Here is a 20,586-nt window from a genome sequence, read left to right on the forward strand (position 1 = left end):
AGGTGCTGGTAGTATTGTAACCAGTTCTATCACTGTCAGTCAAATCGTGCCCTGCCTATACGGTTGCCGAACTATTTTTTAGGACTTACACAATGGTTGCTTCCATCACTGACTCCACCTTCGAGCAAGACGTCGTCAAGTCCGATGTGCCCGTGCTCGTCGACTTCTGGGCGCCCTGGTGCGGCCCCTGCAAGCTGCTTGCGCCTGTCCTGGACCAACTCGCGGCCAACCACGAGGGCAAGCTGAAGGTTGTCAAGGTCAACATCGACGAGGACCGGGAACACGCCAAGAAGCTGGCCATTCGCGGGGTGCCCACGCTCGTGCTTTACCGGCACGGGGAGGTCGTTGCCCGAGCAACCGGCGCCCAGTCGCTAGGAAAGCTTGAAGCGATGGTCGCCGCCTAAGCCGTCAGCCTCTTTTTTCACAGCCCGCTTCGTGCGGGCCTTTTTGTTAGAAACCAACCCCCGCGATTCCTGGCCGGCCGCCAATTTTTCCGACGTCCCTACACGTGGCTTCCTCAACAGATTCGCCCGAGCAGGGCAGGAGACACACAACATGGCAATCAAGCTCGCCGTCGGCGACGTCGTAGAACTCAAGTCGGGCGGCCCGCTGCTGACCGTGGTCAAGGACCGCGTCGAGCAGGGCAGCAAGTTCGTCCAGGTCGCATGGTTCGACGGTGCGGCGGTTCTGAAGCAGGAAGTGCTGCCGAAGGATTCCTTTCAGGTAAAGGGCATCAAACCGTCACCCGAAGGTGGTACGGCGCCCACCGCTGAGTAACGGGTAACACCCAAGACTGAAGCCGCCCACGAGGCGGCTTCTTCACGCGCGCCCGGCCCGGCGCGCGAGGCCCGATTACAGGCAGGTGTCGTGGGCCACCAGGTTCGGCGAGTCGAACCGGGCACCTGTGGGAGAGATGTAGCCCCCTTTAACGTCAAACGCGATGAGTGGGTAGCCCCCGTCATCGTCCACCACCGCCTCCGACACAGTGGCCACGAGCCATGCGCGCTCCTTACCCGGGGCCCGGAATTTCAGGTTAAGCGTGTCGCCTCGGCCCAATACGTCCTTCACCCGTAGTTTTTGGTCCAGGCTGGCAAGCTCGAGTGTGCGAACGCCGTCCGCGGTGCGCAGGAAGAGCACTCGGTCGGTCGACATGAACATCACACTGGCTGCGCCGGGCAGCGTCCCCTTGCTGTGCACGTAGGTCCCGCACTCGCCTTGCGGCGCATCGCCGACTTGCAGAAGCTGGAAGGCGCCATCGGCGGGGGCGGCGGGAGGAGGTGCGGACGCGGCTCCGCTTCCCAGGTACAGGGCAGCAGTGAGCGCGAGTAGGGGCTTGAGCATGGTGCAGAGGAAGTGAACAACCGCGTCTAGCTTCCCGCCTTTAGCCCGCTCGACGAGGGGCCGCCCTGGGCGTCTCCGTGGGGCTCCGCGCCGCCTACCCGTTCGCTGGCAGCCGTAGCCGGTTCACCACCTGCTCATACACCCAGCTGCTGCGATTCACCTCCGCCGGAGCCGCCGGGCCGACCGCCCTCACAAGTTTCGTGACCGTCCCGGCGTCGGGCTGCAACTCCAGGAGGGCGGCCCACTTGTCGGCTGCCAGGCTGACTGACGTTCGGTGGCCGTTGGCTTCCTTGAAAACAACGATGACGGGCTTGCGTTTCGGCTGCGCCCCTGTGGACAGATTGGGGGATACCAGGCCACCCGGCCGTTCCGCGGTGCTACGGGGGAGGCCGAATGGCGTCGTTATGTCGCGCGGGCTCGCCGGCGTGGGGACCGTTTGTGCACGGTCGCTCGTTGGCGGAACTGCCGAGAAGCCCGTGCGCTCCCCCGCTGCAAGCAACTCGCGTACGGCTTGGCTGAGCAATTGGTCCGACGCACCGGCGGCCGCTAAGGCTCGAAGGGCTTCAAGGTAAACGGGGTCTTCAGCCGACATAACTTCGAATTATGCCTGTCCGACCGGCATAACATAAACATAACTCGCATAAGTTATGCCGTATTATGTCGTTTATGCGATGTGAGGCAATGCAGTAGCGTTGCTTTTCGTGACCGATGCGTTTGATTTCTTTAATTCAATGTTTACTTGCTTTACGCCATCTAAGCTGTTGATATGGAAGGAATTTCCGTTGGACATGTGAGTCTTTTGAGGGGCAAATGTGAGCGAATTGAGGGACACCCGGAGCTTTTGGAGGGACCGTTGTGAGCATAAGGAGGGCGCATAAAGCCCCACATGTGAGCGTTTTGAGGGACTGGGCTGTGGATAACCGGCCAGCTTCGCAAAGGACGACATGTGAGCTTTTTGAGGGATACCCGAACCGCCGACATGTGAGCTTTTTGAGGGAGAGTCATGTGCACGTGTCGGCCAGGCCCGGGCAGTTGTGAGCTTTTTGAGGGACCTTCCCTGGACAGGCCGACCTGTGAGTGTTTCGAGGGACTGAGAATCCGTGCGCGACCTGTGAGCTTTTTGAGGGACCTACTCGACCGCGTGGCAACTCGCCGATAAATGAGGGGATGTCTGTTTGCAAGGAGACAACCTCGTCCGAGGACCCCGATGCCCATCGAAAGAACAGCGGCCTCATTACCTCGTTGCTCGCCGTTGACCTGTGAGGAGGTGACTGTTAGCCTTCTCACATCAAACGACCTACGCGAAAATCCCATTGGCCAAAGTCATAGGGGTCACCGGCGAGATACTGACCGATGACAGCCGCCAGCTATCCTTGCTCGCCGACAGCAATCTGCCGGAGCGACTTCGCAAGGCCGTTGAGGTCGTTCACATGTACCCGGTGTCCGGCCAATACAGCCATTTTTGCCGCCGGGTGTTCAACGCTTTGTTGTTGGTGACGACCAAGGGCTGGCAATCTATCCCTTCCGAGCTGCAGGCCAAGGTTCTAGACGAGCGACGAGTCCTCAGGTTCGCCGCCACCGTGGGGGAGCTGGGTAAGGTGTTGCGGGCCACGACCAGAGCAACTGAGAGAATTTACGACGCCGTGGAGAACCTGTACGGCCAGGAATTCCGCTTCGACGCGATGGGCGAGCGGGGCGACATGTACAAGGTGGCCAGCCGCCTGATATCCCAGTATTCGAGGAGTTCGGACGGCTCGGGAGAGGTGCAATGGGAGTTTCCGCCGGATGTATTCGAGATGCTCATGAGCCCAGGGCGCTGGGCGGCCATCGATATCCACCTAGCAAACCGGTTCAATTCGGGCCATTCGCTCGCGCTCTATGAAAACACGCACCGGTACATTCGCGTTCAACTGACGGCGCGGATGCCGGTTGTCGATTGGGTCAAGCTGCTCGTGAGCCCTGATGCGGCCGAGACCTTTCTCCAGCAAGGGAACTATCGCTACTTCAAGCGCGACATTCTCTTACCGGCAATGCGAGAGCTGGAGAGCACCGAGGCCTGTCCGTTTAGCGTCGAGCTGCTGGAGACCACAGGTTCGCGTAATAAGGTGACCCACCTTCAATTCCGGCTGCACCTGAAGGTCCAGGCCGCTTTAGACATGGACACCAGCCAGACCGGGGACCCTCGCCTCGAGGCCAAGCTGCGTGAATACGGAATCACGGAACGGGGCATCGACCAACTGCTGACGAAATACGACGAGCCCGTTCTCAGGCTCCACATAGCCGCGTTCGACAAGCGCCTGGCGGAAGGGGGTATCCGGGACAAGGCTGCAGCCTTCGTCCATCAGGTCAAGAATGATTACTACGGTCGCAGTCCCCAGCAGGAAGGTCAGGCCGACGCCCCCGCTCTCCCGGCTCCCGCGGTGGACACGCGGAAGCAGGATGAGGCCGATTTCGCCAAGCATATTGCGCAGCGAGTTCGAAAGTACTACTTGGGCCAGCCGCGATTTGTCCAGGACCAGCTGCTCCAGGCCTTCCTCAACAGCCCGGACACTCCGAACCTGGTGCGAGAACAGTTCGCGAAAAAGGGGTTCAAGACACCCGCCGTGTCCGGGACGTTCTACGCGTGGATGGCGAAGCAAGAAGGAGTTCTTTCCCTTCCGGAAGACGCATCACTAGATGCGTACCTCGACTGGCGCAACGAACCCAAAAGAAGCAAGGGCCCGAGAGTTTTGTCGACCAAAATCTCTGTAGGGGGGCCAATCTCTTCCGGCACGCGAAAGAAGGCGGCATCGCCTCGGGAGGTTCCGGCCGACTAGCCCGGTATTGCCGCCACGGCAGCGCCTGGCGGGCGCTCCTTGTCGAGCAAGGTGCCAAGCAGGCTGTAAGCGAACGCTTCGTCGACGACCCCAGCCTTGGCCAAGTCTAGATACTTAGCCAGCACCGTTTGGTGAATTGGCGCCACTGCCGTCGGCAGCGGCCAGTCGCCCAGCCCGGCAGCGCCCCCCACCGAAGGCCCACGTGCGGCAATGGCTCGTGTACGAGGGGCAGAGCTCAACTGCCGGGCTCGCATCCCTAAAGCCGGGGGTACCGGCTCGTCCCGGTCCAACCAGCCGTCCGGCAGGCCAAGAGCGTCCTCCATCGCTCGCGCCCGTCGCGGTCCGAAGGCGCGCCGCTGGCTAGCAGCCCGCGTCTCCGAGTTCATCAGGTCAGAGAGCATCGACGGTGCCGTGTTCAGCAACGTCGCCAAATGGGTCGTATGCGTGCAGGCGTCCGCCAGTCGCCTAAGGTTGCCGCGCCGCAAACGCTGGAGTTCCACGCTGCTGGCTTTCGCCCTGGAGTTGCGCTGAAGCGCTCGAATCATGTCCGGATGCCAAGGCTCGCCCGAACCCAGCCACGTCGCCGGTACCTCGGCGCACTCCGCGATTTGTGCCCATTGCAAGGGGGACAGCAACCCGTAGTCGTCCATGGCTCGCTGAAGCAGTGGCACTGAGCATTCAGCAGCTTTTGCCACGGCACCTGCCAAGTCGGGCGATTGCTCAAGGAGCTGGGCGACATGTGCGGCGGGGTTCATGGTCACTCCTTGCTGACAGCCTCGGGTCAGGTTGTACTGCGACTTTAAGGCGTTGAAGTATAACTTTACCCAGGCTACACCTTGAGGTCAAGAAGAACGGCGCGGCTGCGTGGAATTAGGGCAGGCCGGCCGCGCGAGCCCAGAAAAAAAGAGAGCCTGGGGCTCTCCTGGGGGAATGTGCCGTGGGGACCGGGCGTGCCCGCTGGACGGCCCATGGCAAGACGCCCCGCGCTGGGCGGGGCGTTCGCTGACAAAGCTAGCAAGCCCTATCGGCCGGCGTAGAGCGAGGCGGAGGCCATAACCCCGGCAGAGCGCATCGCCATGTAGCGTGTACTGGCCCCTGCCATCTCCGTGAATGCGGAGGTCACCGATTCGGTTTTGGTCGCATCGTAGGCCTTGATGTTGCCCGCCTGGAGGTTCAGGGCAGCGGCAAACTCGTCCACCTGGCCGGTGGGGCCCACCAGGGTGAACGTCCAGCGGCCTGTGGCCTCGAGCTTGGCGACGAGTTCGCGCAGCAGCTGCGGAGGGTAGCGGTACGACGAGGTGTCCTCGCCATCGGTGAACGGTGCCACGAGGAACGCAGTCGACGGCGAATCAGCGTCCGGGCGGGCCAGGAGCGAGGCGATGGTGTCCCCGATGGCGTCGTAGAGGGCGGTGCCGCCGGTGGGCGTGTACTCTTCCTCGGGCAGCGGACTCAGTTGCTCCGTCGGCGCCGCGCTCAGGACTTCCCGCGGCGTGCTGCTGAACACGTTCAGCGTGACCAGTGTCTTTCCGGCCTCCTTGGCGCCTTCCTTGATGACGCCGACCTGGTGGTTGTAGCCAGCCAAGGCAGCTGCGCGGTGGCGGTTCATCGACCAGGACTCGTCGAGGAGCAGCGCCGCATGTGTGGTTTGTTCGCCAACGGCGGGCCGGGAACGCTCGGCGCGACAGTCTTCAATCGAACGCGCGAGCAGGCGCTGGATGGCGGCAGGTAACTCGAAGGCCGGGAGGGTGGGCCGGACATGGGACTGGACGGTGAGGCCAAGGTAGGGCAGTACCAGGGGGCCGAGGCGGGGGTTATTGAGCACGGTGAGTCTCCTTGCGCGATTTGAAGAATTGAGCGATGGGGTTGGCGGGGGTGTGCACGAGCTCAGGAGAGGCCGCGCTGGGGGTGGTCGGGAAGTTGGCCTGGGCCGAATGGGCGCATGCGCCCTGCACACCGCCAGATGCGGCGAGCCAGTCGGAAGAAGTTGTCTGAAGGCTCGCGCCAGGTCCCTGGCGCATTGCGCTTTCGTAGGCGCTCAGCCCCAGCCGAACAAGGCCTGCGACCGCAACGTCGGAGGTCACCTGCAGCTCTTGGCGGACGCGGTCCACGCGCTCCTTTTCGTCGCTGGCGATATAGCCCTCGACTCGGCGGAAGCTGCTCTCCGCCAAGCGGCTTCGAAAGGCCTTCGTTCGTTCCGCGGGCTCGAGTGGCTCGGGGGGTGGTGATTGCTTGTACGTCATCGGTTTTCTGTCGTTACCGGTAACGTCTAGCGTGATGTTTTATACGCGCCGTTTTCGTCAGTTCGCTGGTTAAAGGCCCGCCCGCCCCACAGTGCCGAGCGAGAACCAGCGCCTTGCGAAGGGGCGGGCGGGCCCCTCGGATGTCCCGCCGAGAGCCGGAGGTCCAACCGGTCCGTACCCGTGTCACGCCCATGGGCACAAGAGCTTGATTGCTATCCGAGGGATGCCTGTCCTCGTTCCCGCCGCCTATTGCCTGGTCGTCATGCTGCTCGCAGCGTGGTTCGCCATGGACGCGCTCACGCTTCCCATTGGGCGTGGGCTGAAGCGCTATGCGATTGTCGTTTGCGCCTTGTCTGCGGCCCCCTTGCTGCACTTGCTCGAATCGCGAGCGCAGGCACCAGGCTGGACGACCGCCATATTTCTCGGCTGGGCGCTCGCCTTGGCGTCCGTAGCGGTCCTGCGCGACCGCCGGCTCGCACAAACTCGCGCGGCAAAACCGGCGTAGTGAGCCCGCCTCGGGCGGCGCGGAGGCCCCTTGGCCGCGGTGACTATAGGGGGAAGGTCACATCTTCTCTTTAAAGGCAAATCATGCAAACCGTTTTCGCTATCGCCATCCTCGCTGTTGTCATCGCCTCGACTTCTGTCCTGGTAACGATGCTCATCGAGCAGGTCAAGGCTGAACGTCGCGTGGCTGCCGAAAAGGCCGCCAAGCATCAACGTCTCCGCACGCTGGAAATGAACCTCCGGCACCTGGAAGCAGACTCGAAGTCCCGTAAGCTTTCCCAAGCTGAAATGGACGACTACGCTGCTTTCATCGCTGAGCGCAATGACTTGTCGGCCGCGTTGTTCCCGCAACGCAATCCGTCCCTGGCATTCGCTTAAATTGATTCCGCGCCCCTAACCCGGGCGCGTTTCTTTTTGGGCCTCGGCCTTGCCGACTAGCTACACGAGGCAGGAAATTTGCCAGGAACACACCATGAACCAAGATTCGAACACCGGCCTTTCGGTGCGCTACCTGCTGACAGTGCAGGGGCAGCCAGAGGAACTCGAGGTCTTCGTGACCAGCGTGCGGCATCCGACGGACGGCGACAAGCTGTTCCAGCCGAGTAGGGCGGTACCGGTGCCTGCTGGCCTGGAGGCCGTCGACCCCTTCGCTATCCCGTACTATCACTTCATCCAGAACCAATACCGCATGGCGGCTGAGGCGCTGGAGGCGCTCAACGAAGAGCCCAAGCTGGTGGCGTTGCTGAAGGACCCCGCCAAGCACCAGGAAGCACGCGTGCTCCTGAACCGCACACTGGACACCGAGGCGCTAGCCGGCGTTGCCCTTGTTCGCAAGAACGTGCGTCAGTACAACGCCCTCACACGTGCCCAGTGGGCGCAGAAGAACTGGGGGCAGTTTGACGACCGGCTGACATGCGCGCAGTTCGAGCGTGTCACGAACCGCCGAGGGCAGTACCACTTCACGTGGCACACCCTGGACGTTCGGATTCTCGACCAGCTCGGCGCGCTCCATCCGACCCTCTCCTTTGGCCTCGTCGGGGTGGACGAGCTCAACCTCAAGCAGGCCTACGGTTGGCACTGCGAAGGCTCAAGCACGTTCCACCACGGGGCCGGCGCAGTCGACCCGGGCAGGCCTACCTGGCTTGACCATCTCCCCGCGGCGTTTTCCGTCGCGTGATTCTCTCCAAGGGGCCGCATCTGCGGTCCCTTCCTTTTTTTTGGAGGCGCGCTCATCGCGTCCTTCGCTACCTCCACAAAAACTCCTTTTCTTCCGCCTCAGCGCACAAGCGCAGCCTCCTTAGCTGGTCACTTGGCGGCCAAGGCGACGACAGGGGGAGCCAGGGCGGCCTGGGTCGAAGGTTCGAAGGGGTCGGCGGGTGGCAGAGGTCGCGAGAGACCGTTTACAGAAAAATAAACGTCATCCGCTAAAAGACTCTTTCTCTCGCCTGAGACTTCATCAATAACTCTTAAACAAGAGCAAGAGTCCTTCGTGCGAGCGCGAGCGCGCGACCGCTCAAGCCCGGTCTAAAAACTCGCCCCTATACCTTGCATGTTCAACGAACCCGCCCCGCCGTGACACACCGGTGCCATGCGCAGGCCTGCCTGACCGCTGTGCGCCCCGAGCTGCTGATGTGCGCGAAGCACTGGCGAATGGTTCCTCGAGCACTGCAGCGCGACGTGTGGCGGGAATACCGCCCGGGTCAATGCGATGACAAAAAGCCTTCGAGTGCCTGGAGGGGTGCCGCCTGTGCGGCTATCAACTTCGTGGCCGAAATCGAGGGTCAACCCAAACTTCCGCCGCTGGCGGTCTGAAAAATCATGTCTCTCGACCTTATCCCCAACGAAGTCGCCCGGTACGGACTCAGAGCCGACTGGCACTCCATGAACGTCGTCGTGGTCAAGCGCCGCGGGGCGTCATCGAAGAACGCCGGCCAGGAGTACGAGGAAACGCTGGCGTACTGCCGCGACGTCCGAAACGCTTCGCTCTGGCTGTTCAACCACATCATCCGTGCGAACGGGGCTGACGCCCAGGCGGCCGCGGAGGTGACCACCAGGTCGCTCGCCGACGTCGAGGCCTTGATGGCTGTCGTCGACGAGGCCCAGCGGCACGTGCTGGCTGCGGTCGAATCGCTGGAGACCAACCTTGCAGCGCTGGGGCTCAGCCAAAAGGAGCTCGTGAAGGCTTTGGCGGCCGCGGATACGCCTGCAAAGGCCGACGGCGAATCTTCGGGCCAGTGAGCCTTCGGCGGCGATGAGCGGCGAGTTCTCCTATCGGCTTCGGAACGACCTGTACGAGTTGTACCAGGGGGAGAAGTTGCTTGGCCAGCCCATGCTGGCCGTCTCATTGGCTCTCGATGAGGTAAGCGGTGCGGTGCTTCAGCACGGCAGCCCGGAGCTCGTGGAGCCGTGGGGCATGGACCGCCGCGCCAAGCTTCGAGCCGACAAGAATTCCGCGGAGGCCGAGCGCCTGGTGGTGCTCACCGGCCGAATTCCGGTGGTCGAGCTGAACCGCTGCTTCACCCAGCCTGGGCATGCAGCCGAAGTCCTGGCGCGCGCCAGGGCGGGCACCCTTGAGCCGGAGCCGACAAACAGCTAAGCGGCGTTCAGCAGATAAGTCGCGGCGCTACACGCCGGACCTATGCCCAACTCCATTGAGCCCCGCCCCGACCACCACGGTGGTGAGCATGACGCGCCAGAGCTCCTGCGAGACCGACTTGCAGCTGCTTACGACGACGAGATGCTGTTCCTGGACCCTCCAAGTCTCGACAAGGCAATCGTTGGTGTCGCCGAGCGCATCAACCTCGGGCCGGTCGTCGTATACGACCGGAACAAGCTGGTGCAGGCCTTTGCTGAGGAGGGCATGACCGAGGAAGAGGCGGACGAGTGGGTCTCGTTCAACGTCGAAGGCGCCTTCGTCGGCGAGCGAACGCCGCTTATCCTTTGCTCGGTCGACCCCCTGGCGCCATAAGCTCGGTCATCGGCTTACACCAGAGACGTCGCGCCCCCGAAAAAAGCGCCTCGAAGGTTCGGCATTGAATTTCGACGTGGCGGTGCAGTTGGCGGGCCAGTACTGGAAGTTGCCTTGGCCGGCCTCGTTCCAAGCACCCAGGAGCGCCGGTAGGCTGGAGCATTCCGACGTGGCGTCGAGGGTTGCCATGTCGAAAACCACCGATGCGGGACCGAATAGCCTCAGGGCGGAGCGCCTCGGCCTCAATGCACCCGTTGGCATGTGTCGGCGAAATGCCGCGTGTCCGGAAGAATGCGGAGCTTGCGAGCAAGGCAGCTTTCGTCATGCGGAAAGGTCTTTCGTCGAGAATGTACGACTTGGCATGTTGGTTGTCCTTGGTTGCCGAACGTCCTATAGCCGGCCAAGCCGACGCTCGCTAAACCGAGAAGACCATTTCTAGGAACACCATGGCAGTGAATCTTCCAGTTAGGAAGCTGGCGAAGCTTTGCAACCCCTTCTCGAACCCCTGGACGACCGGCCGCTTCTCGGCACCAGACGTGCGCCGGGCATTGGCAGAGGGTCGCCTACGCTCCGAAGCCTTCGGGATGGCCACTGTCGAGTGGACCTTGACGGAGCACATCGAGCGCATCGCCTTTCTGGTCCACTACGGCTGGTCAGAGGCGGTAGCGGTCGATGTCGGCGTCCCCAGCCTAGGCTGCGTCGTCAATTGGCCCCTGACCGACGGCAACCATCGCCTCGGTGCAGCCCTCGTTCGCGGTGATGACGTCATCGCAGCTTCGGTCGCCGGGGACATCGACTATGCCTTCAGGCTCTTCGGGGTGGACGTGCGAGAATCGGATTTCGAGACCGTGCCGGCGTAGCGCACCCTTCGACGGACACATTTTCTTCTTTTCGATTCCTAGAGGTCCTCGCTCTTGCGGGGACCTCTTCCTTTTGCCGTCCGCGCGCATGGCTACACCATTGGCAAAACAACTTTTCCAAAGGATTTCCATGCGCCTTCATCGCTCCCTCATTTCAATCCTCGCCGCCACCGTTTTGGTCGCCGGCGCACACGCTGCTCAGGAAGGGCTGGAGTCCCAACCTCCGACGCTGCGCCTCGATGCAGCGGCGAATCTGGAGGTCGTGGAAGACACTGCATGGGCCAGCCTGACCGTCGAGCGTGAGGCGCGCGAGGCCAAGGACGCCCAGCGCCAGGCTGCAGCAGCGTTCGCGAAGGTCGTGGCACAAGCCAAGGAGACGTCCGGTCTCGATGTGCGCACGGAGAGCTTCTACACCGGCCCGGTCTACGGGCGCGACGGAAAAATCGCCAGTTGGCGCTCGCGCGGCGAGATTCGCATCGAATCCAAGAACACCAGTGCCGTTGCCCAAGCGGCCGCGGAACTGGGCACTCAAGCGCGTCTGACCGGCTCCGGCTTCTATCTCTCGACCACGGCGCGTACCCAGGCCGAGAAGGGACTCATCGGGACGGCTGTCGAAGAATTCCAGGGTAAGGCCAAGGTGACTGCCCTCGCCCTGGGGTTCCCTCAGACCGAAATCAAGGAAATTTCCATCGGCCAGAGCGGCTACAACCCCCGCCCGCCGGGGCCGATGATGAAATCGATGGCAATGTCGGCCGAAATGGCATCGCGAGCGACTGAGCCGCTGCCCATGGAGCCTGGCAAGGCGACGGTGTCCGTCACGGTGTCCGGCGCGGTCACCCTAAAGCGTTGAGCCATTGTGAACTCCTGAAGCCCCGCTAGCGGGGCTTTTTCAATTCTGGCCCTTCCCTATACGTGCCAGGCGCGCGCTGTCGCCCTCCGCCTGCCCCCTCACGGGGACGGTGAATTGAGCAGCGCATTCAAGGAAAACACACCCTGAGTGCCTTCGTGCATGTCACGCGAGGCGCCTATCGGTAATGCAGGCAATCGACACGAAATGAACGTGATGGCGCTTCGCGCTCATCCACAAAGGAAAACTCATGCTTCACATCTACAACGCACAGTCCGCCAAGAAGGCGGCTCGCTCCCTCGAGAAGTTCGCTACGAGCCTGGGCTTCGAGCTCAAGCATGGCCAGGCGCTCGACGCCCTTGCCACCATGACCGGCTTCCAGAATTGGGCCGCTTTGAACGACAGCGTCTCCCAGGAGGCGATTGACGCCAAGCTGATGCCAGTCGAGCTCGACCACATCGAGGACAACCAGGACGTCACCTATGGACCGGAGTATGCGGTCATGGCCCACAACGGCTTTGAGCTGCGCTACGCCCAAGGGGACGAACCGTTGGACTACGTGCGCATCTGCGACCCACTGGGCCGCGAGATTGCCTACTGGGTCAGCGATGAGTGGCAGCAGGACCCGCAGGCGGTGATGGGCGCCATTCTTGGAGCCCTGGTTCAGGGCGGACCTCTCGAGGTCGGCGCGGCCAAGAAGCCTGCGAAGGCGTCCGGGCCGGCGCGCGAGGCGACTCGCCCGCCCACCATCATGGACCTTTACCCCTTCGACGCGGTCGCGCACGTTGTCGTTGACGGTCGTTCGTTCCCAGTGCGTTACCTCGACGGCGATGTCGCGCAGCTGCTGGAGGAACCGGCCGCCGACTTCGACGAGGAGGACGACGCAAGCCATGTCGTTCTCGACTTGCACTTCGAAGAGGACGGGCGCGACGTGGACCACCCGCTGACCGTCGCCGAGCTCCGCGAACTCCGCTGGAGCGCGAAGGAGGGCGGGTTTGTGAACAAGAAAGGGACCCTCTACGAGTTCTACATCGAGCAGAAGTTTGGAGCTTCCGCTTCCGTTGCCCCCAAGGCGGCGGAGGTGGCCAGGTCCGAGGATGGTCCGATTGAGCTTTTTGAGGTTTTCTGCCGCGCGCCTGACGGGGTTCAAGCCACATCGGGTGTTGCCCGCGTGGCGGCCAAGAGCGCACAGGGGCCATAGCCGCCTGCCGCGCTGCTCAGCAGCGGTTCTGGAACGGACCGCAGCGGCCGCCCGTTGGCGAGTTCTCGTTCGATACGAGGAAACTGTCCAAGGACGCGTTTGGGCCCTACAACGTTTATGTTGACGGTGGCTATTACGACACGGTCGAAACCCTGACACACGCCATGGATTTGGTGGAACTCTTGCAGGGGGCAGCGACCAGCGATGTCGAGGTTCGGGATAGAGACGCATGGACAGTTGGATTCGCAGCCGCGGACAACCAGGCGTAGTTGTCTAAACGAGCACTGACGCTCAATTTCATAGCCGCACCAGTTTCCTGGTGCGGCTTTCCTTTGCGGACGCGCCGGCGCCAGTTTTAGCGGAGGGCCGAAGGCTAGCTAGACCTTGTACAGCGGATGCTGTTTTCAACACAAGGACATCGATGCAAGCAGAAAAAATCTCGCTCTTTTACAAGGACGCCAAGTCCAACAAAGAATACCACGCCCAGTTGGAGCAGAAGGAGCCAGGGTGGGTGGTTCTGTTTCAATACGGGCCGCGTGGCGGTACGCTGACCTCGGGCGCGAAAACGAAGGCTCCCGTCGGCTACGAGGCGGCGAAGAAGACCTACGACAAGCTCGTCAGCGAGAAGGTGGGCAAGGGTTACTCGCCGGGTGAAGCCGGCAGCGCCTTTGTCAACACGTCGATGGAGGAGCGCTTCACCGGCGTCGTGCCGCAGCTGCTCAACGTCATTGATGAAGAGCAGGCTCAGCGCTTGCTGGACGACCCCGACTGGCTGATGCAGCCGAAATACGACGGACACCGTCGTCTCACTCAGCACACCGGCACCGAACTGCTGGGCATCAACCGAAAGGGCCTGGCAACGGGCCTCCCAGAGTGTGTGGCCAAGGCGCTTGCTGCGCTCGAAGGGCATGCACCCTACGTCCTGGATGGCGAGCTCATCGGTGAGACGTACTTCGTGTTCGACATCCTCGAGTGGGAAGGCATGGACATGAAGGTGCAGGAGTGCGGGTACCGGGTGAGTATGCTGCAGGCTGTGCAGGACCTCCTGAAGGCCGCCGGCGCCAAGCAAGTGGCCATCACCGGCACGGCCTACACCAGCGAAGCCAAGAGAGCGCTCTATGCGGCTGTGAAGTCCGCGTCCGGCGAAGGCCTTGTCTTCAAGCATCGAGACGCCCAGTATGTGCCTGGTCGCCCCAACTCCGGCGGCAACCAGCTCAAGCGAGTGTTCACCCATCGAGCCACCGTGATTGTCGGAGCGCAAAGCACGACCAAGCGCAGCGTGAGCATGGTGCTGCTGGACGAAGCCGGGGCCGAAGTCGATGTGGGCAACGTGACGATTCCGCCCAACCACCTCATCCCGGCCGTGCGCGCGCTGGCTGAGGTCGAGTATCTGTATGCGTTCAAGGGCGGTAGCCTGTTCCAGCCGCGGTACCAAGGCGCTCGTGACGACGTCGGCACCGACGCCTGCTCGTTGAAGCAGCTCGTGTTCAAGCCTGAAGGCGTGAGCAGCGACGAGGCTGACGAAGCCTGATTCTGAAAAGGCCGCCGAGTTACCTCGGCGGCCCTTCTTTTTGTCGAGGCACTAGTTCTGCGCAGGTGCCGCTGTTGACGCAGGCTTGTCAGAAGTCGCCTCAAGGACCAACTCGCCGAGCGAGGTGAGCCTATTTGAGACGTGCTGGACGCCGGCTTGCGCCGCCTCACCGACCTTGGTCAGCGTGGACGCTGCAGTGTCGCTCGCTGAAGTGACGTTCTCACCGAACGAGGTGAGGGACTCCTTGACGCCATCCGCGGTACTCGTCGCAGTGACCGCCGCGCCCTCTGCGCTGGACTTTGCGGTCTCGGCAGACTGCTTCGCAGAGTGCATCGTTGTCTCGGTGGACTGTCCGAGCCGGATGAGCTGCTCCTTCAGCTGGTGAGGGCTCGAGGGCACGTTGCCATTGCAGCCAGCAAGTAGCGCAAAGGCGGCCACGAAGGGAAAAAGATTTAGATTCACGAAGGGGCTCCAAGGGTTGATACCGGGTGTAGCGGAGTGCCCTGGAGAGGCCAAGAAAAAGAGCCCTCGGAGAGGGCTCTTAAATTGCTCCCGGATAGGCCTAGCTGGCGGATGCCAGAGCCTCCTTGGCGATGGCGCTCGCGGCACTGCCGTCGTAGTTGGTGCCATGCTGTTCCTTCAGGGCCTTCATCACAGCGCCCATCTGTTTGGGTGAGCGCTCGGCCAGGCCCTGGACAATGCCAAGGATGGCCGAGGTGAGCTGCCCGTGGTCGAGCTGCTGCGGAAGGTAGGCGTTGTAGACGCTGACTTCCTGGCGCAACGCGTCGCGCGCGGCAATACGTGCGTCATCGGTTGCATTCTCAAGTACCACGATGGCTTCCTTCGCGTTCTTGATGAACTTCTTGACGGTCGCTGCGACCTCCTCGTCGGTCGTCTCGCGATTGCCGGCATTCTTGCCAATCATGGCTGCCTCGGAGTAGAGGGTGGTCAGTGTTGCCGCCTTTGCCGCCTCCTTGGCCTTGCGGGCTTGGAGAGAGTCGTCTTTGATGCGTTGAAGCAAACTCATGGGGGTCCTTTGTTGTTTAGAGGTCTACTTCCGTATAGGCGACGCCGAAGCCCGTCGTACACGTCTAGCCTTCCAAGCCTTACCGATTAGAAGGTGGACAGCCTCGATGGCCCGATTAGAACCTGGAGGGTTGGCGGGAAAGCCGCACAGTGCGGGTACCCGCCCAAAAAGCGAAACGGCCCGGTTGGGACCGGGCCGCCTGACGGTCGGAGGGGGGCTAGCGCCTACAGTGCGGCAGCCTGCGTCAGCATTTTGAGAGCGGTAGCCTCATCCAAGCGACCCTCGCGCGCCTTCAGCGCCAGCGTTTGGACCAGCGCGGTCGCGATGGGCCCGATGGTTCCCACGTCTTCCGGAATCGCAGAAGCAGCCGGCGCTGCAGCGAAACGCCGCTGCTCTGCCGAAGCCGGTGCGCGGACCGTGGCGGGAGCAAAATCGGCCGCCGACGGTGTGGACACGGGCGCCGATGCACCCACGGAGGCCAGCGCAGGGACTGACACGGGAGCGGGCGCGCGCGTCGGAGCGACAACACCCGTCGAGAGCCGAGGCATCTTGACATCAGCCGGCGCCAGGACACGGGTGGTGGGGCCCTTGCGAGCAGCAGGCTTGCCAGGAATGAGGCCCTGGGCAGCCTCGCGAAGGGCCTTCTTGGTACCACGAGGCTGCTTCGGGCCCGGGTCCAGCATTTTTACGACTGCAGGAGGAATGTCCTTCGCCGTCCGCGGACCATCGAACCAGTCCTTGGGAAGGTGGAGAGCAGTCGTAAACCGCTTGACCTCCGCATCGTCGAGCTTCTTGTTCCTGTGAATCCGATGGGAGATGTTGGCCGGGCTCATGCCCATGATTTCACAGAGCTTGCTCTTGGCACCAGGGGCTTCGGTCAGCACGGCCAAGTTGATGCGGCGGGTGTCGAGGATGTCCTCGCCGGGCGTGTGTGTCGTTGGAGCGGTCGCAGCGGGCGCCCGCGTCTTCTTGGCGGCCGCCGCGGGCGGAGCCACGGTCTTGGCCGCCGCTGTCTTCTTCGCGGGCTGAGAGCTTTGTTTTTTGGCCATGTCTTCGTCCTGTCGTTGAGGTGCGGCTTCTGTGCTGGCTGGCGCTGCTTCCGGCACCGCTGCGAGCGTCAACTGGACCGGTGCCTGAACTGCCACTGCTGTTTGCGTTTCGGTTGATTCCGCTTCGTTTTCAGTCGCGTTGAAGTTTAGCGGAGATTTTAAACGATTTACAACTTCAGGTGTCAAGCGGGCGTTTACGCGGTCAAGGAACCCGCTGGGCAGCTCTAGCGTTACCTCGATGTGGTACGCAACGTCGTGGGGAAAGTTTTCGCCTCGAAGCAGCTCATTCACGCGCTGCAGTGGCATGTCCAGGGCTAGGGCGAGGTTTTCGACGGAGGTCGCGGCGTCCAGGAGAGCTTTAAAGTTTCTGACCTGGATGGCCGAGGCGAGCTGGGTGGGGTCTATCGCGGGCGGTTGATGCCGTGGCGCATTGTTGCGCTTCTGAAACTCACCAAATTGGGGCTGTCGGTTCGACCGTGCCTGGTGTCTTCCGGGGCTTTGATACATAGGGAGACGCTCCTGAAACGAATAAAGCACGTTAAGACGGCGAGTATAGCCCATGAACACTTTCGATTGCCTGTCTTTTTATCGGTATGAAACAGGCCCTCTATACGCCCAAAGCACTTTGAAGCGGATTGAATGGACCACGATTTTGGCTACGTCTACGTACTCACCAACCCCTCGATGCCGGGGCAGGTGAAAGTGGGCATGACCAGGCGACGGCCTGAGCGTCGAGGCGCGGAGCTGTCCAGTGCCACCGGGGTTCCGCAGCAGTTTGAGCTCTTCTACGCGCGCTCGTTCGAGGACTGCGCGCTCGCCGAAAAGGTCGTGCATTCGGTCCTGGATGAGCAGGGTGCCAGGACGGCGAAGAACCGCGAATTCTTTAACCTTACGCCCGAGCAGGCTAAAGAACTGATTGACAAGGTCGCGGAAAGGCTTGCGGTACCCGAAACGGCCGATGTCTTCGCCGAAGCCTTCACCGCCCGCGCCCAGCAACACCTGACCTTACCCCGGCCTAGCGTCGCCGAGCTGGAGGAGGCTTTAACGCTCTTGGAACACGCGGCGTCTCTCGGTCACCATCTGGCGCCATATCTGGCCGGCGAAACAGCCGTTGCGCTGTCCGAGAGAAAGAAGGGTCCTGCAGGGGTCGCCGAGCGATTGGTTGCTCGGGGCCGCGAGCTCTTTCAGCTGTCCGCGGAGCGCGGAGTCAGTCGCGGCTTCGGTAGGGCCGCCGAGGCCTCTTTGCGCCTGGGAGAGACCTTTGAGTACGCCACGCTCTGGGGCCGCTACCTCGCGGCGCTTCCTCCGGACGAGCCTATTCCCGAAGAGGAGCTCGAATTCATCCTCGTTTTCGTGCACGACCACATGTTCAGCGGCGAAAAGGCATGCCCACCGGTTCATGGCTATCTCCAGGCAAACTATCGTCAGTTGCGCGCCGGCGCACGCGGGGGAGGGGCGTCCAAGGAGTTTCTTGTCTGGCTTGACGAATACGCCAGTACGCTCAGCAGCCGGCTGGTGACAAAGGCGAAGTGGCCCCTGGTCGGCCTCGCTGGTCTAGCGGCATTCTGGGCCATTCGGCCGGAGGCCTTCGTGCTCTTCCTCGCTGCAGCCTTGCTCCTCGCGGGCGTAGGTGCCGGCATCAGAAGGCGGTACCGGACACGCGCCGCTTTGAAGGCACCGAAGACGGGCCGAATCGACGTTAGCGGGCGACGCTAAAGCCTTGGCGCAGGAGGATTTACCCCATCCACTGCGCTTTTCGACCCGTAGGTGTAACCGATGAAGACGAGGTTGCTATAGGTGTTTGCTGACGCTTTCTGAAGCACTCAGCGGCCTTTCATCGGCAAGCGGCGTGTCCGGACGCGCTGCTTCCCGGGGAACAAGCAACTACCGACCCACCGGGCGCGCTCGTCGCGATGGCCGGGAATCCAGAGTGGCACCAAGTGCGCCTGGGTCGTGTCGCGGGGCCGTTGAAGCGGGGAAGTTGGTCCGCTGGCTTGGCCAGTCGTTGCTTTCGTAGATTTGTCCTGACGAAACTCGGGGCTCCGCGGAAATCGAAAGAGCAATGGCGCGTGCTGGGCCGGCGGGCTGAAATCCCCTTCGCATTCGTGCGAGCGCCAGCAAAAACCAGACAGTCGGTTTGAGCCAGGCAGGAAACTGCTTGACTGGGTCCACTTGAGGTGACGTCGTCGACGGGACTCGAAGTCGTTGCCAATGGTAAGCTCTACGCTCACCAGGCCGAACGCGTTGACACAGGGCTGCCTTAGCCTAGAGACCGGTGGAGTTCGCTTCACCGCGGTACACGAGGCGGCCACCGTGGGTTTGTTGCAGGTTGCGCTATGTCTCACCAGGCCGACCATGGAATCGACCATTCAGAGGGCTCACGTACGGGAATACGGGGGCCCTTTTTTCTGCTCAGCTGCCGCCTCGCATGACATTCCCCAGGCTGATGACGTTGGAATCGACCTCATGCGGCGTCATTTCGTCCAACCCAAGGAACACCATTCCCCGGCCGGCTGGACCGTCTCCCGCGCAAATGAAAGTGCACCGGCCCGGTGCAGGCAGCGCTTCCGCGGGGCGAAGAAAGTCCACAACGAACCGCGCACGCTCTTCGGAAGCGGCGCAGAAACGATATTCCCTGCCCAGGCGCACGCCCCAGTTGCGATAGGCCGCCTGGCCGGAGAGCAGTAACGCCCTGCGCCGAGCGGCAGCCTGCTTGGCCACTGCGTTGTCGTGCAGGAGCTGCGCCTTTGACAGGGCTTCGGAAGCCAGGCCCCTCGAAAATGCATTCGACCAGACCATCTCGGCTTGGCACCGGTTCACCGAGTCCGCAAAGAAAGCTGCCTCCCGCTCGGCCTCGTCCACAACCTTCCATTGCTGGCAGGCCTGGATGTACGTGAGGTCGATTACCTGCGCTTGCATTGCTGAGGGGTCGGCCGCTTAGTGACCCGCGTCCTCGACACCCAATGACTTCGCACCGCCGCCGATGATGCGGTAAGGCAGAAAGGCGAGCTGTACCCAAAGGCGAATGCAGCTGTCGAAGTACGCTTCCATGAAATGGTTCCCGTTGAGGTGACCGGCTGTTTAGGCAAGCGACTTAAATGTTTGCGCAACGGCATAAAAGTCAGCGCTACACGACGTCAATCCAGCCAGCCGCTGGCGTCAAGGCTCACTTCGGGAGATTCCATGAGTCAGTTCACGATGTCGCTGTCCCTCGGCGGAACCCGCGAGATTTACAGCCCCGAAGCTGTGGTCAAAGCCATGGCCCGCTCAGAAGGAACGAACAACGCGCTCCTGATGAAAACCTACGGTCGAATGCTTGACGTCGGTGCCCAGCGCTTCATCTCCAAGCCGTCTTCCTCCGACGCGCTTGCGCCGCTCGCCCAGGCGTGCCCCAACTTCCAGGGCGTGGTCGACGACTTGCGCAAATACCTGGAGCTCGCGCTCTATGGCTCATCCCCGCTCAACTTCGTGCCAATCCTGCTGGCAGGCGAGCCTGGGGTCGGAAAGACGCACTTCGCCGCAGAACTGGCGAAGGCGCTGAACATCCCGCATCGCTTCGTCTCGATGGGCACCATGACCAGTGGCTGGGTGCTGTCCGGGAGCTCGTCGGGCTGGAGCGGTGCACGCCACGGCAAGGTGGCCCAGGCGCTGATTGAGGAGACCATCGCCAACCCGGCGTTCACCCTCGATGAGGTGGACAAGGCAGGTGGCGACCACCGCTATGACCCCTTCGGCGCGCTGCTGCAGTTGTTGGAGCCGGACACGGCCAAACACTTCACCGATGAGTTCCTCGACGTCGAAATCGACACGTCAGGCATCTTCTGGGTCGGAACCGCGAACAATCTCTCGGCCATCCCCGACTACATCCTCCAGCGAATGATGGTGTACGAGGTGCCGTCCCCGACGCGCGCCCAGGCCGCCAGCATCGCTCAAAGCATCTATTCGGGGCTTCTGGCCGCTAACGGCTGGGGTTTCGACCCGGACCTCACCGATGCCGTGCTCGAACACATGGCGGAAGTGTCCCCGCGGGAAATGAAGAAGGCCCTGCTCGACGCCATGGGGTCCGCGCGCCTGGCCAAGCGTGAGACGGTCCTTGCCGACGACGTCGGACATTCGCACGTGAAGAAGAAGACGTCGATGGGCTTTCGAGCCTGAATGCTCGCCGGCAGGATTCGGGCGTGATTGAGCGGGAAACGCCGAGC

Annotated in this window: 23 protein-coding genes; 15 read left to right on the plus strand and 8 right to left on the minus strand. The window is 62.3% G+C overall.

Annotated features, from left to right (window positions below; all coding sequences use genetic code 11):
• Positions 1 to 92 precede the first annotated feature (92 nt).
• Entirely contained in the window at positions 93 to 404 is a 312-nt protein-coding gene (gene trxA / locus E5P2_RS31380) for a thioredoxin (protein ID WP_162571066.1), read from the plus strand.
• Positions 405 to 555: 151 nt separating this feature from the next.
• Positions 556 to 777 (plus strand): DUF2158 domain-containing protein, encoded by a 222-nt coding sequence (locus tag E5P2_RS31385; protein ID WP_162571067.1) that lies wholly within the window; start codon positions 556 to 558, stop codon positions 775 to 777.
• A 75-nt stretch (positions 778 to 852) separates the two neighbouring features.
• Here the strand turns inward: E5P2_RS31385 and E5P2_RS31390 are convergent, their stop codons facing one another.
• Positions 853 to 1,341 carry a hypothetical protein gene (locus E5P2_RS31390; RefSeq protein WP_162571068.1) on the minus strand — a complete coding sequence of 163 codons (489 nt, stop codon included), beginning with the start codon at positions 1,339 to 1,341 and terminating at the stop codon, positions 853 to 855.
• A gap of 1,313 nt (positions 1,342 to 2,654) precedes the next feature.
• Between E5P2_RS31390 and E5P2_RS31395 the strand changes: the two genes are divergently transcribed.
• Positions 2,655 to 4,157: a replication initiation protein gene (locus E5P2_RS31395; protein WP_162571069.1), complete on the plus strand. Its 1,503-nt coding sequence runs from the start codon at positions 2,655 to 2,657 to the stop codon at positions 4,155 to 4,157.
• Here the strand turns inward: E5P2_RS31395 and E5P2_RS31400 are convergent.
• From E5P2_RS31400 to E5P2_RS31410, 3 genes are all read right to left on the minus strand, one after another.
• Positions 4,154 to 4,912, minus strand: a complete 759-nt coding sequence (locus E5P2_RS31400; protein ID WP_162571070.1) for a hypothetical protein — start codon at positions 4,910 to 4,912, stop codon at positions 4,154 to 4,156. The genes E5P2_RS31395 and E5P2_RS31400 overlap by 4 nt on opposite strands.
• 266 nt (positions 4,913 to 5,178) lie before the next feature.
• Positions 5,179 to 5,979 (minus strand): vWA domain-containing protein, encoded by an 801-nt coding sequence (locus tag E5P2_RS31405; protein ID WP_162571071.1) that lies wholly within the window; start codon positions 5,977 to 5,979, stop codon positions 5,179 to 5,181.
• A complete protein-coding gene (locus E5P2_RS31410; RefSeq protein WP_162571072.1) occupies positions 5,969 to 6,397 on the minus strand; it encodes a hypothetical protein in 429 nt (142 codons plus the stop codon). The genes E5P2_RS31405 and E5P2_RS31410 overlap by 11 nt, the downstream gene beginning before the upstream one ends.
• A gap of 223 nt (positions 6,398 to 6,620) precedes the next feature.
• On the opposite strand from E5P2_RS31410, the gene E5P2_RS31415 reads away from it, so the two are divergent.
• The 10 genes from E5P2_RS31415 (at position 6,621) to E5P2_RS31460 (ending at position 14,308) form a co-directional block, all read left to right on the plus strand.
• Positions 6,621 to 6,902: a hypothetical protein gene (locus E5P2_RS31415; RefSeq protein ID WP_068673868.1), complete on the plus strand. Its 282-nt coding sequence runs from the start codon at positions 6,621 to 6,623 to the stop codon at positions 6,900 to 6,902.
• A gap of 83 nt (positions 6,903 to 6,985) precedes the next feature.
• Complete coding sequence (locus tag E5P2_RS31420; RefSeq protein WP_068673866.1) at positions 6,986 to 7,279, plus strand: hypothetical protein; 294 nt, start codon at positions 6,986 to 6,988, stop codon at positions 7,277 to 7,279.
• A 94-nt stretch (positions 7,280 to 7,373) separates the two neighbouring features.
• On the plus strand, positions 7,374 to 8,078 hold the full coding sequence (locus E5P2_RS31425) for a hypothetical protein (protein ID WP_162571073.1): 705 nt from the start codon (positions 7,374 to 7,376) through the stop codon (positions 8,076 to 8,078).
• A gap of 641 nt (positions 8,079 to 8,719) precedes the next feature.
• Positions 8,720 to 9,139 (plus strand): hypothetical protein, encoded by a 420-nt coding sequence (locus E5P2_RS31430; RefSeq protein WP_146039457.1) that lies wholly within the window; start codon positions 8,720 to 8,722, stop codon positions 9,137 to 9,139.
• Between the two features lie 13 nt (positions 9,140 to 9,152).
• Positions 9,153 to 9,497 (plus strand): hypothetical protein, encoded by a 345-nt coding sequence (locus E5P2_RS31435; RefSeq protein ID WP_068673860.1) that lies wholly within the window; start codon positions 9,153 to 9,155, stop codon positions 9,495 to 9,497.
• Positions 9,498 to 9,539: 42 nt separating this feature from the next.
• Entirely contained in the window at positions 9,540 to 9,869 is a 330-nt protein-coding gene (locus tag E5P2_RS31440) for a hypothetical protein (RefSeq protein WP_068673858.1), read from the plus strand.
• A 446-nt stretch (positions 9,870 to 10,315) separates the two neighbouring features.
• The gene (locus tag E5P2_RS31445) at positions 10,316 to 10,729 is read left to right on the plus strand and encodes a hypothetical protein (protein ID WP_174258345.1); all 414 of its coding nucleotides are present in this window, start codon (positions 10,316 to 10,318) and stop codon (positions 10,727 to 10,729) included.
• Positions 10,730 to 10,859: 130 nt separating this feature from the next.
• Positions 10,860 to 11,579 carry an SIMPL domain-containing protein gene (locus tag E5P2_RS31450; RefSeq protein ID WP_162571074.1) on the plus strand — a complete coding sequence of 240 codons (720 nt, stop codon included), beginning with the start codon at positions 10,860 to 10,862 and terminating at the stop codon, positions 11,577 to 11,579.
• Between the two features lie 247 nt (positions 11,580 to 11,826).
• The gene (locus E5P2_RS31455) at positions 11,827 to 12,777 is read left to right on the plus strand and encodes a hypothetical protein (RefSeq protein ID WP_162571075.1); all 951 of its coding nucleotides are present in this window, start codon (positions 11,827 to 11,829) and stop codon (positions 12,775 to 12,777) included.
• Between the two features lie 421 nt (positions 12,778 to 13,198).
• Positions 13,199 to 14,308 carry a WGR domain-containing protein gene (locus E5P2_RS31460; protein ID WP_162571076.1) on the plus strand — a complete coding sequence of 370 codons (1,110 nt, stop codon included), beginning with the start codon at positions 13,199 to 13,201 and terminating at the stop codon, positions 14,306 to 14,308.
• A 51-nt stretch (positions 14,309 to 14,359) separates the two neighbouring features.
• Here the strand turns inward: E5P2_RS31460 and E5P2_RS31465 are convergent, their stop codons facing one another.
• The 3 genes from E5P2_RS31465 to E5P2_RS31475 form a co-directional block, all read right to left on the minus strand.
• Positions 14,360 to 14,770, minus strand: coding sequence for a hypothetical protein (locus tag E5P2_RS31465; RefSeq protein ID WP_162571077.1), 411 nt, complete (start codon positions 14,768 to 14,770; stop codon positions 14,360 to 14,362).
• A gap of 100 nt (positions 14,771 to 14,870) precedes the next feature.
• Positions 14,871 to 15,335, minus strand: coding sequence for a GatB/YqeY domain-containing protein (locus E5P2_RS31470; RefSeq protein WP_162571078.1), 465 nt, complete (start codon positions 15,333 to 15,335; stop codon positions 14,871 to 14,873).
• A 224-nt stretch (positions 15,336 to 15,559) separates the two neighbouring features.
• Positions 15,560 to 16,945: a hypothetical protein gene (locus tag E5P2_RS31475; RefSeq protein WP_162571079.1), complete on the minus strand. Its 1,386-nt coding sequence runs from the start codon at positions 16,943 to 16,945 to the stop codon at positions 15,560 to 15,562.
• Between the two features lie 78 nt (positions 16,946 to 17,023).
• Here E5P2_RS31475 and E5P2_RS31480 point away from each other — a divergent pair, with 78 nt between their 5' ends.
• Positions 17,024 to 18,100: a GIY-YIG nuclease family protein gene (locus tag E5P2_RS31480; RefSeq protein WP_162571080.1), complete on the plus strand. Its 1,077-nt coding sequence runs from the start codon at positions 17,024 to 17,026 to the stop codon at positions 18,098 to 18,100.
• A gap of 696 nt (positions 18,101 to 18,796) precedes the next feature.
• On the opposite strand, the gene E5P2_RS31485 is transcribed toward E5P2_RS31480, so the two are convergent.
• Positions 18,797 to 19,303: a hypothetical protein gene (locus E5P2_RS31485; RefSeq protein ID WP_162571081.1), complete on the minus strand. Its 507-nt coding sequence runs from the start codon at positions 19,301 to 19,303 to the stop codon at positions 18,797 to 18,799.
• Between the two features lie 264 nt (positions 19,304 to 19,567).
• Here E5P2_RS31485 and E5P2_RS31490 point away from each other — a divergent pair, with 264 nt between their 5' ends.
• The gene (locus E5P2_RS31490) at positions 19,568 to 20,539 is read left to right on the plus strand and encodes an AAA family ATPase (RefSeq protein WP_068673841.1); all 972 of its coding nucleotides are present in this window, start codon (positions 19,568 to 19,570) and stop codon (positions 20,537 to 20,539) included.
• Positions 20,540 to 20,586: the final 47 nt, after the last annotated feature.

The sequence above is a fragment of the Variovorax sp. SRS16 genome (assembly GCF_901827165.1).
Classification (GTDB): domain Bacteria; phylum Pseudomonadota; class Gammaproteobacteria; order Burkholderiales; family Burkholderiaceae_C; genus Variovorax.

Excerpts from the sequence above, each read along its gene's own strand:
- E5P2_RS31485 (WP_162571081.1), bottom strand. The coding sequence starts at position 19,303 with ATGCAAGCGCAGGTAATCGACCTCACGTACATCCAGGCCTGCCAGCAA.
- E5P2_RS31455 (WP_162571075.1), top strand. The coding sequence starts at position 11,827 with ATGCTTCACATCTACAACGCACAGTCCGCCAAGAAGGCGGCTCGCTCC.
- E5P2_RS31420 (WP_068673866.1), top strand. The coding sequence starts at position 6,986 with ATGCAAACCGTTTTCGCTATCGCCATCCTCGCTGTTGTCATCGCCTCG.
- E5P2_RS31400 (WP_162571070.1), bottom strand. The coding sequence starts at position 4,912 with ATGAACCCCGCCGCACATGTCGCCCAGCTCCTTGAGCAATCGCCCGAC.
- E5P2_RS31475 (WP_162571079.1), bottom strand. The coding sequence starts at position 16,945 with ATGGGCTATACTCGCCGTCTTAACGTGCTTTATTCGTTTCAGGAGCGT.
- E5P2_RS31385 (WP_162571067.1), top strand. The coding sequence starts at position 556 with ATGGCAATCAAGCTCGCCGTCGGCGACGTCGTAGAACTCAAGTCGGGC.
- E5P2_RS31445 (WP_174258345.1), top strand. The coding sequence starts at position 10,316 with ATGGCAGTGAATCTTCCAGTTAGGAAGCTGGCGAAGCTTTGCAACCCC.
- E5P2_RS31410 (WP_162571072.1), bottom strand. The coding sequence starts at position 6,397 with ATGACGTACAAGCAATCACCACCCCCCGAGCCACTCGAGCCCGCGGAA.
- E5P2_RS31450 (WP_162571074.1), top strand. The coding sequence starts at position 10,860 with ATGCGCCTTCATCGCTCCCTCATTTCAATCCTCGCCGCCACCGTTTTG.
- E5P2_RS31415 (WP_068673868.1), top strand. The coding sequence starts at position 6,621 with ATGCCTGTCCTCGTTCCCGCCGCCTATTGCCTGGTCGTCATGCTGCTC.
- E5P2_RS31425 (WP_162571073.1), top strand. The coding sequence starts at position 7,374 with ATGAACCAAGATTCGAACACCGGCCTTTCGGTGCGCTACCTGCTGACA.
- E5P2_RS31390 (WP_162571068.1), bottom strand. The coding sequence starts at position 1,341 with ATGCTCAAGCCCCTACTCGCGCTCACTGCTGCCCTGTACCTGGGAAGC.
- E5P2_RS31470 (WP_162571078.1), bottom strand. The coding sequence starts at position 15,335 with ATGAGTTTGCTTCAACGCATCAAAGACGACTCTCTCCAAGCCCGCAAG.
- E5P2_RS31440 (WP_068673858.1), top strand. The coding sequence starts at position 9,540 with ATGCCCAACTCCATTGAGCCCCGCCCCGACCACCACGGTGGTGAGCAT.
- trxA (WP_162571066.1), top strand. The coding sequence starts at position 93 with ATGGTTGCTTCCATCACTGACTCCACCTTCGAGCAAGACGTCGTCAAG.
- E5P2_RS31435 (WP_068673860.1), top strand. The coding sequence starts at position 9,153 with ATGAGCGGCGAGTTCTCCTATCGGCTTCGGAACGACCTGTACGAGTTG.
- E5P2_RS31490 (WP_068673841.1), top strand. The coding sequence starts at position 19,568 with ATGAGTCAGTTCACGATGTCGCTGTCCCTCGGCGGAACCCGCGAGATT.
- E5P2_RS31430 (WP_146039457.1), top strand. The coding sequence starts at position 8,720 with ATGTCTCTCGACCTTATCCCCAACGAAGTCGCCCGGTACGGACTCAGA.
- E5P2_RS31480 (WP_162571080.1), top strand. The coding sequence starts at position 17,024 with ATGGACCACGATTTTGGCTACGTCTACGTACTCACCAACCCCTCGATG.
- E5P2_RS31460 (WP_162571076.1), top strand. The coding sequence starts at position 13,199 with ATGCAAGCAGAAAAAATCTCGCTCTTTTACAAGGACGCCAAGTCCAAC.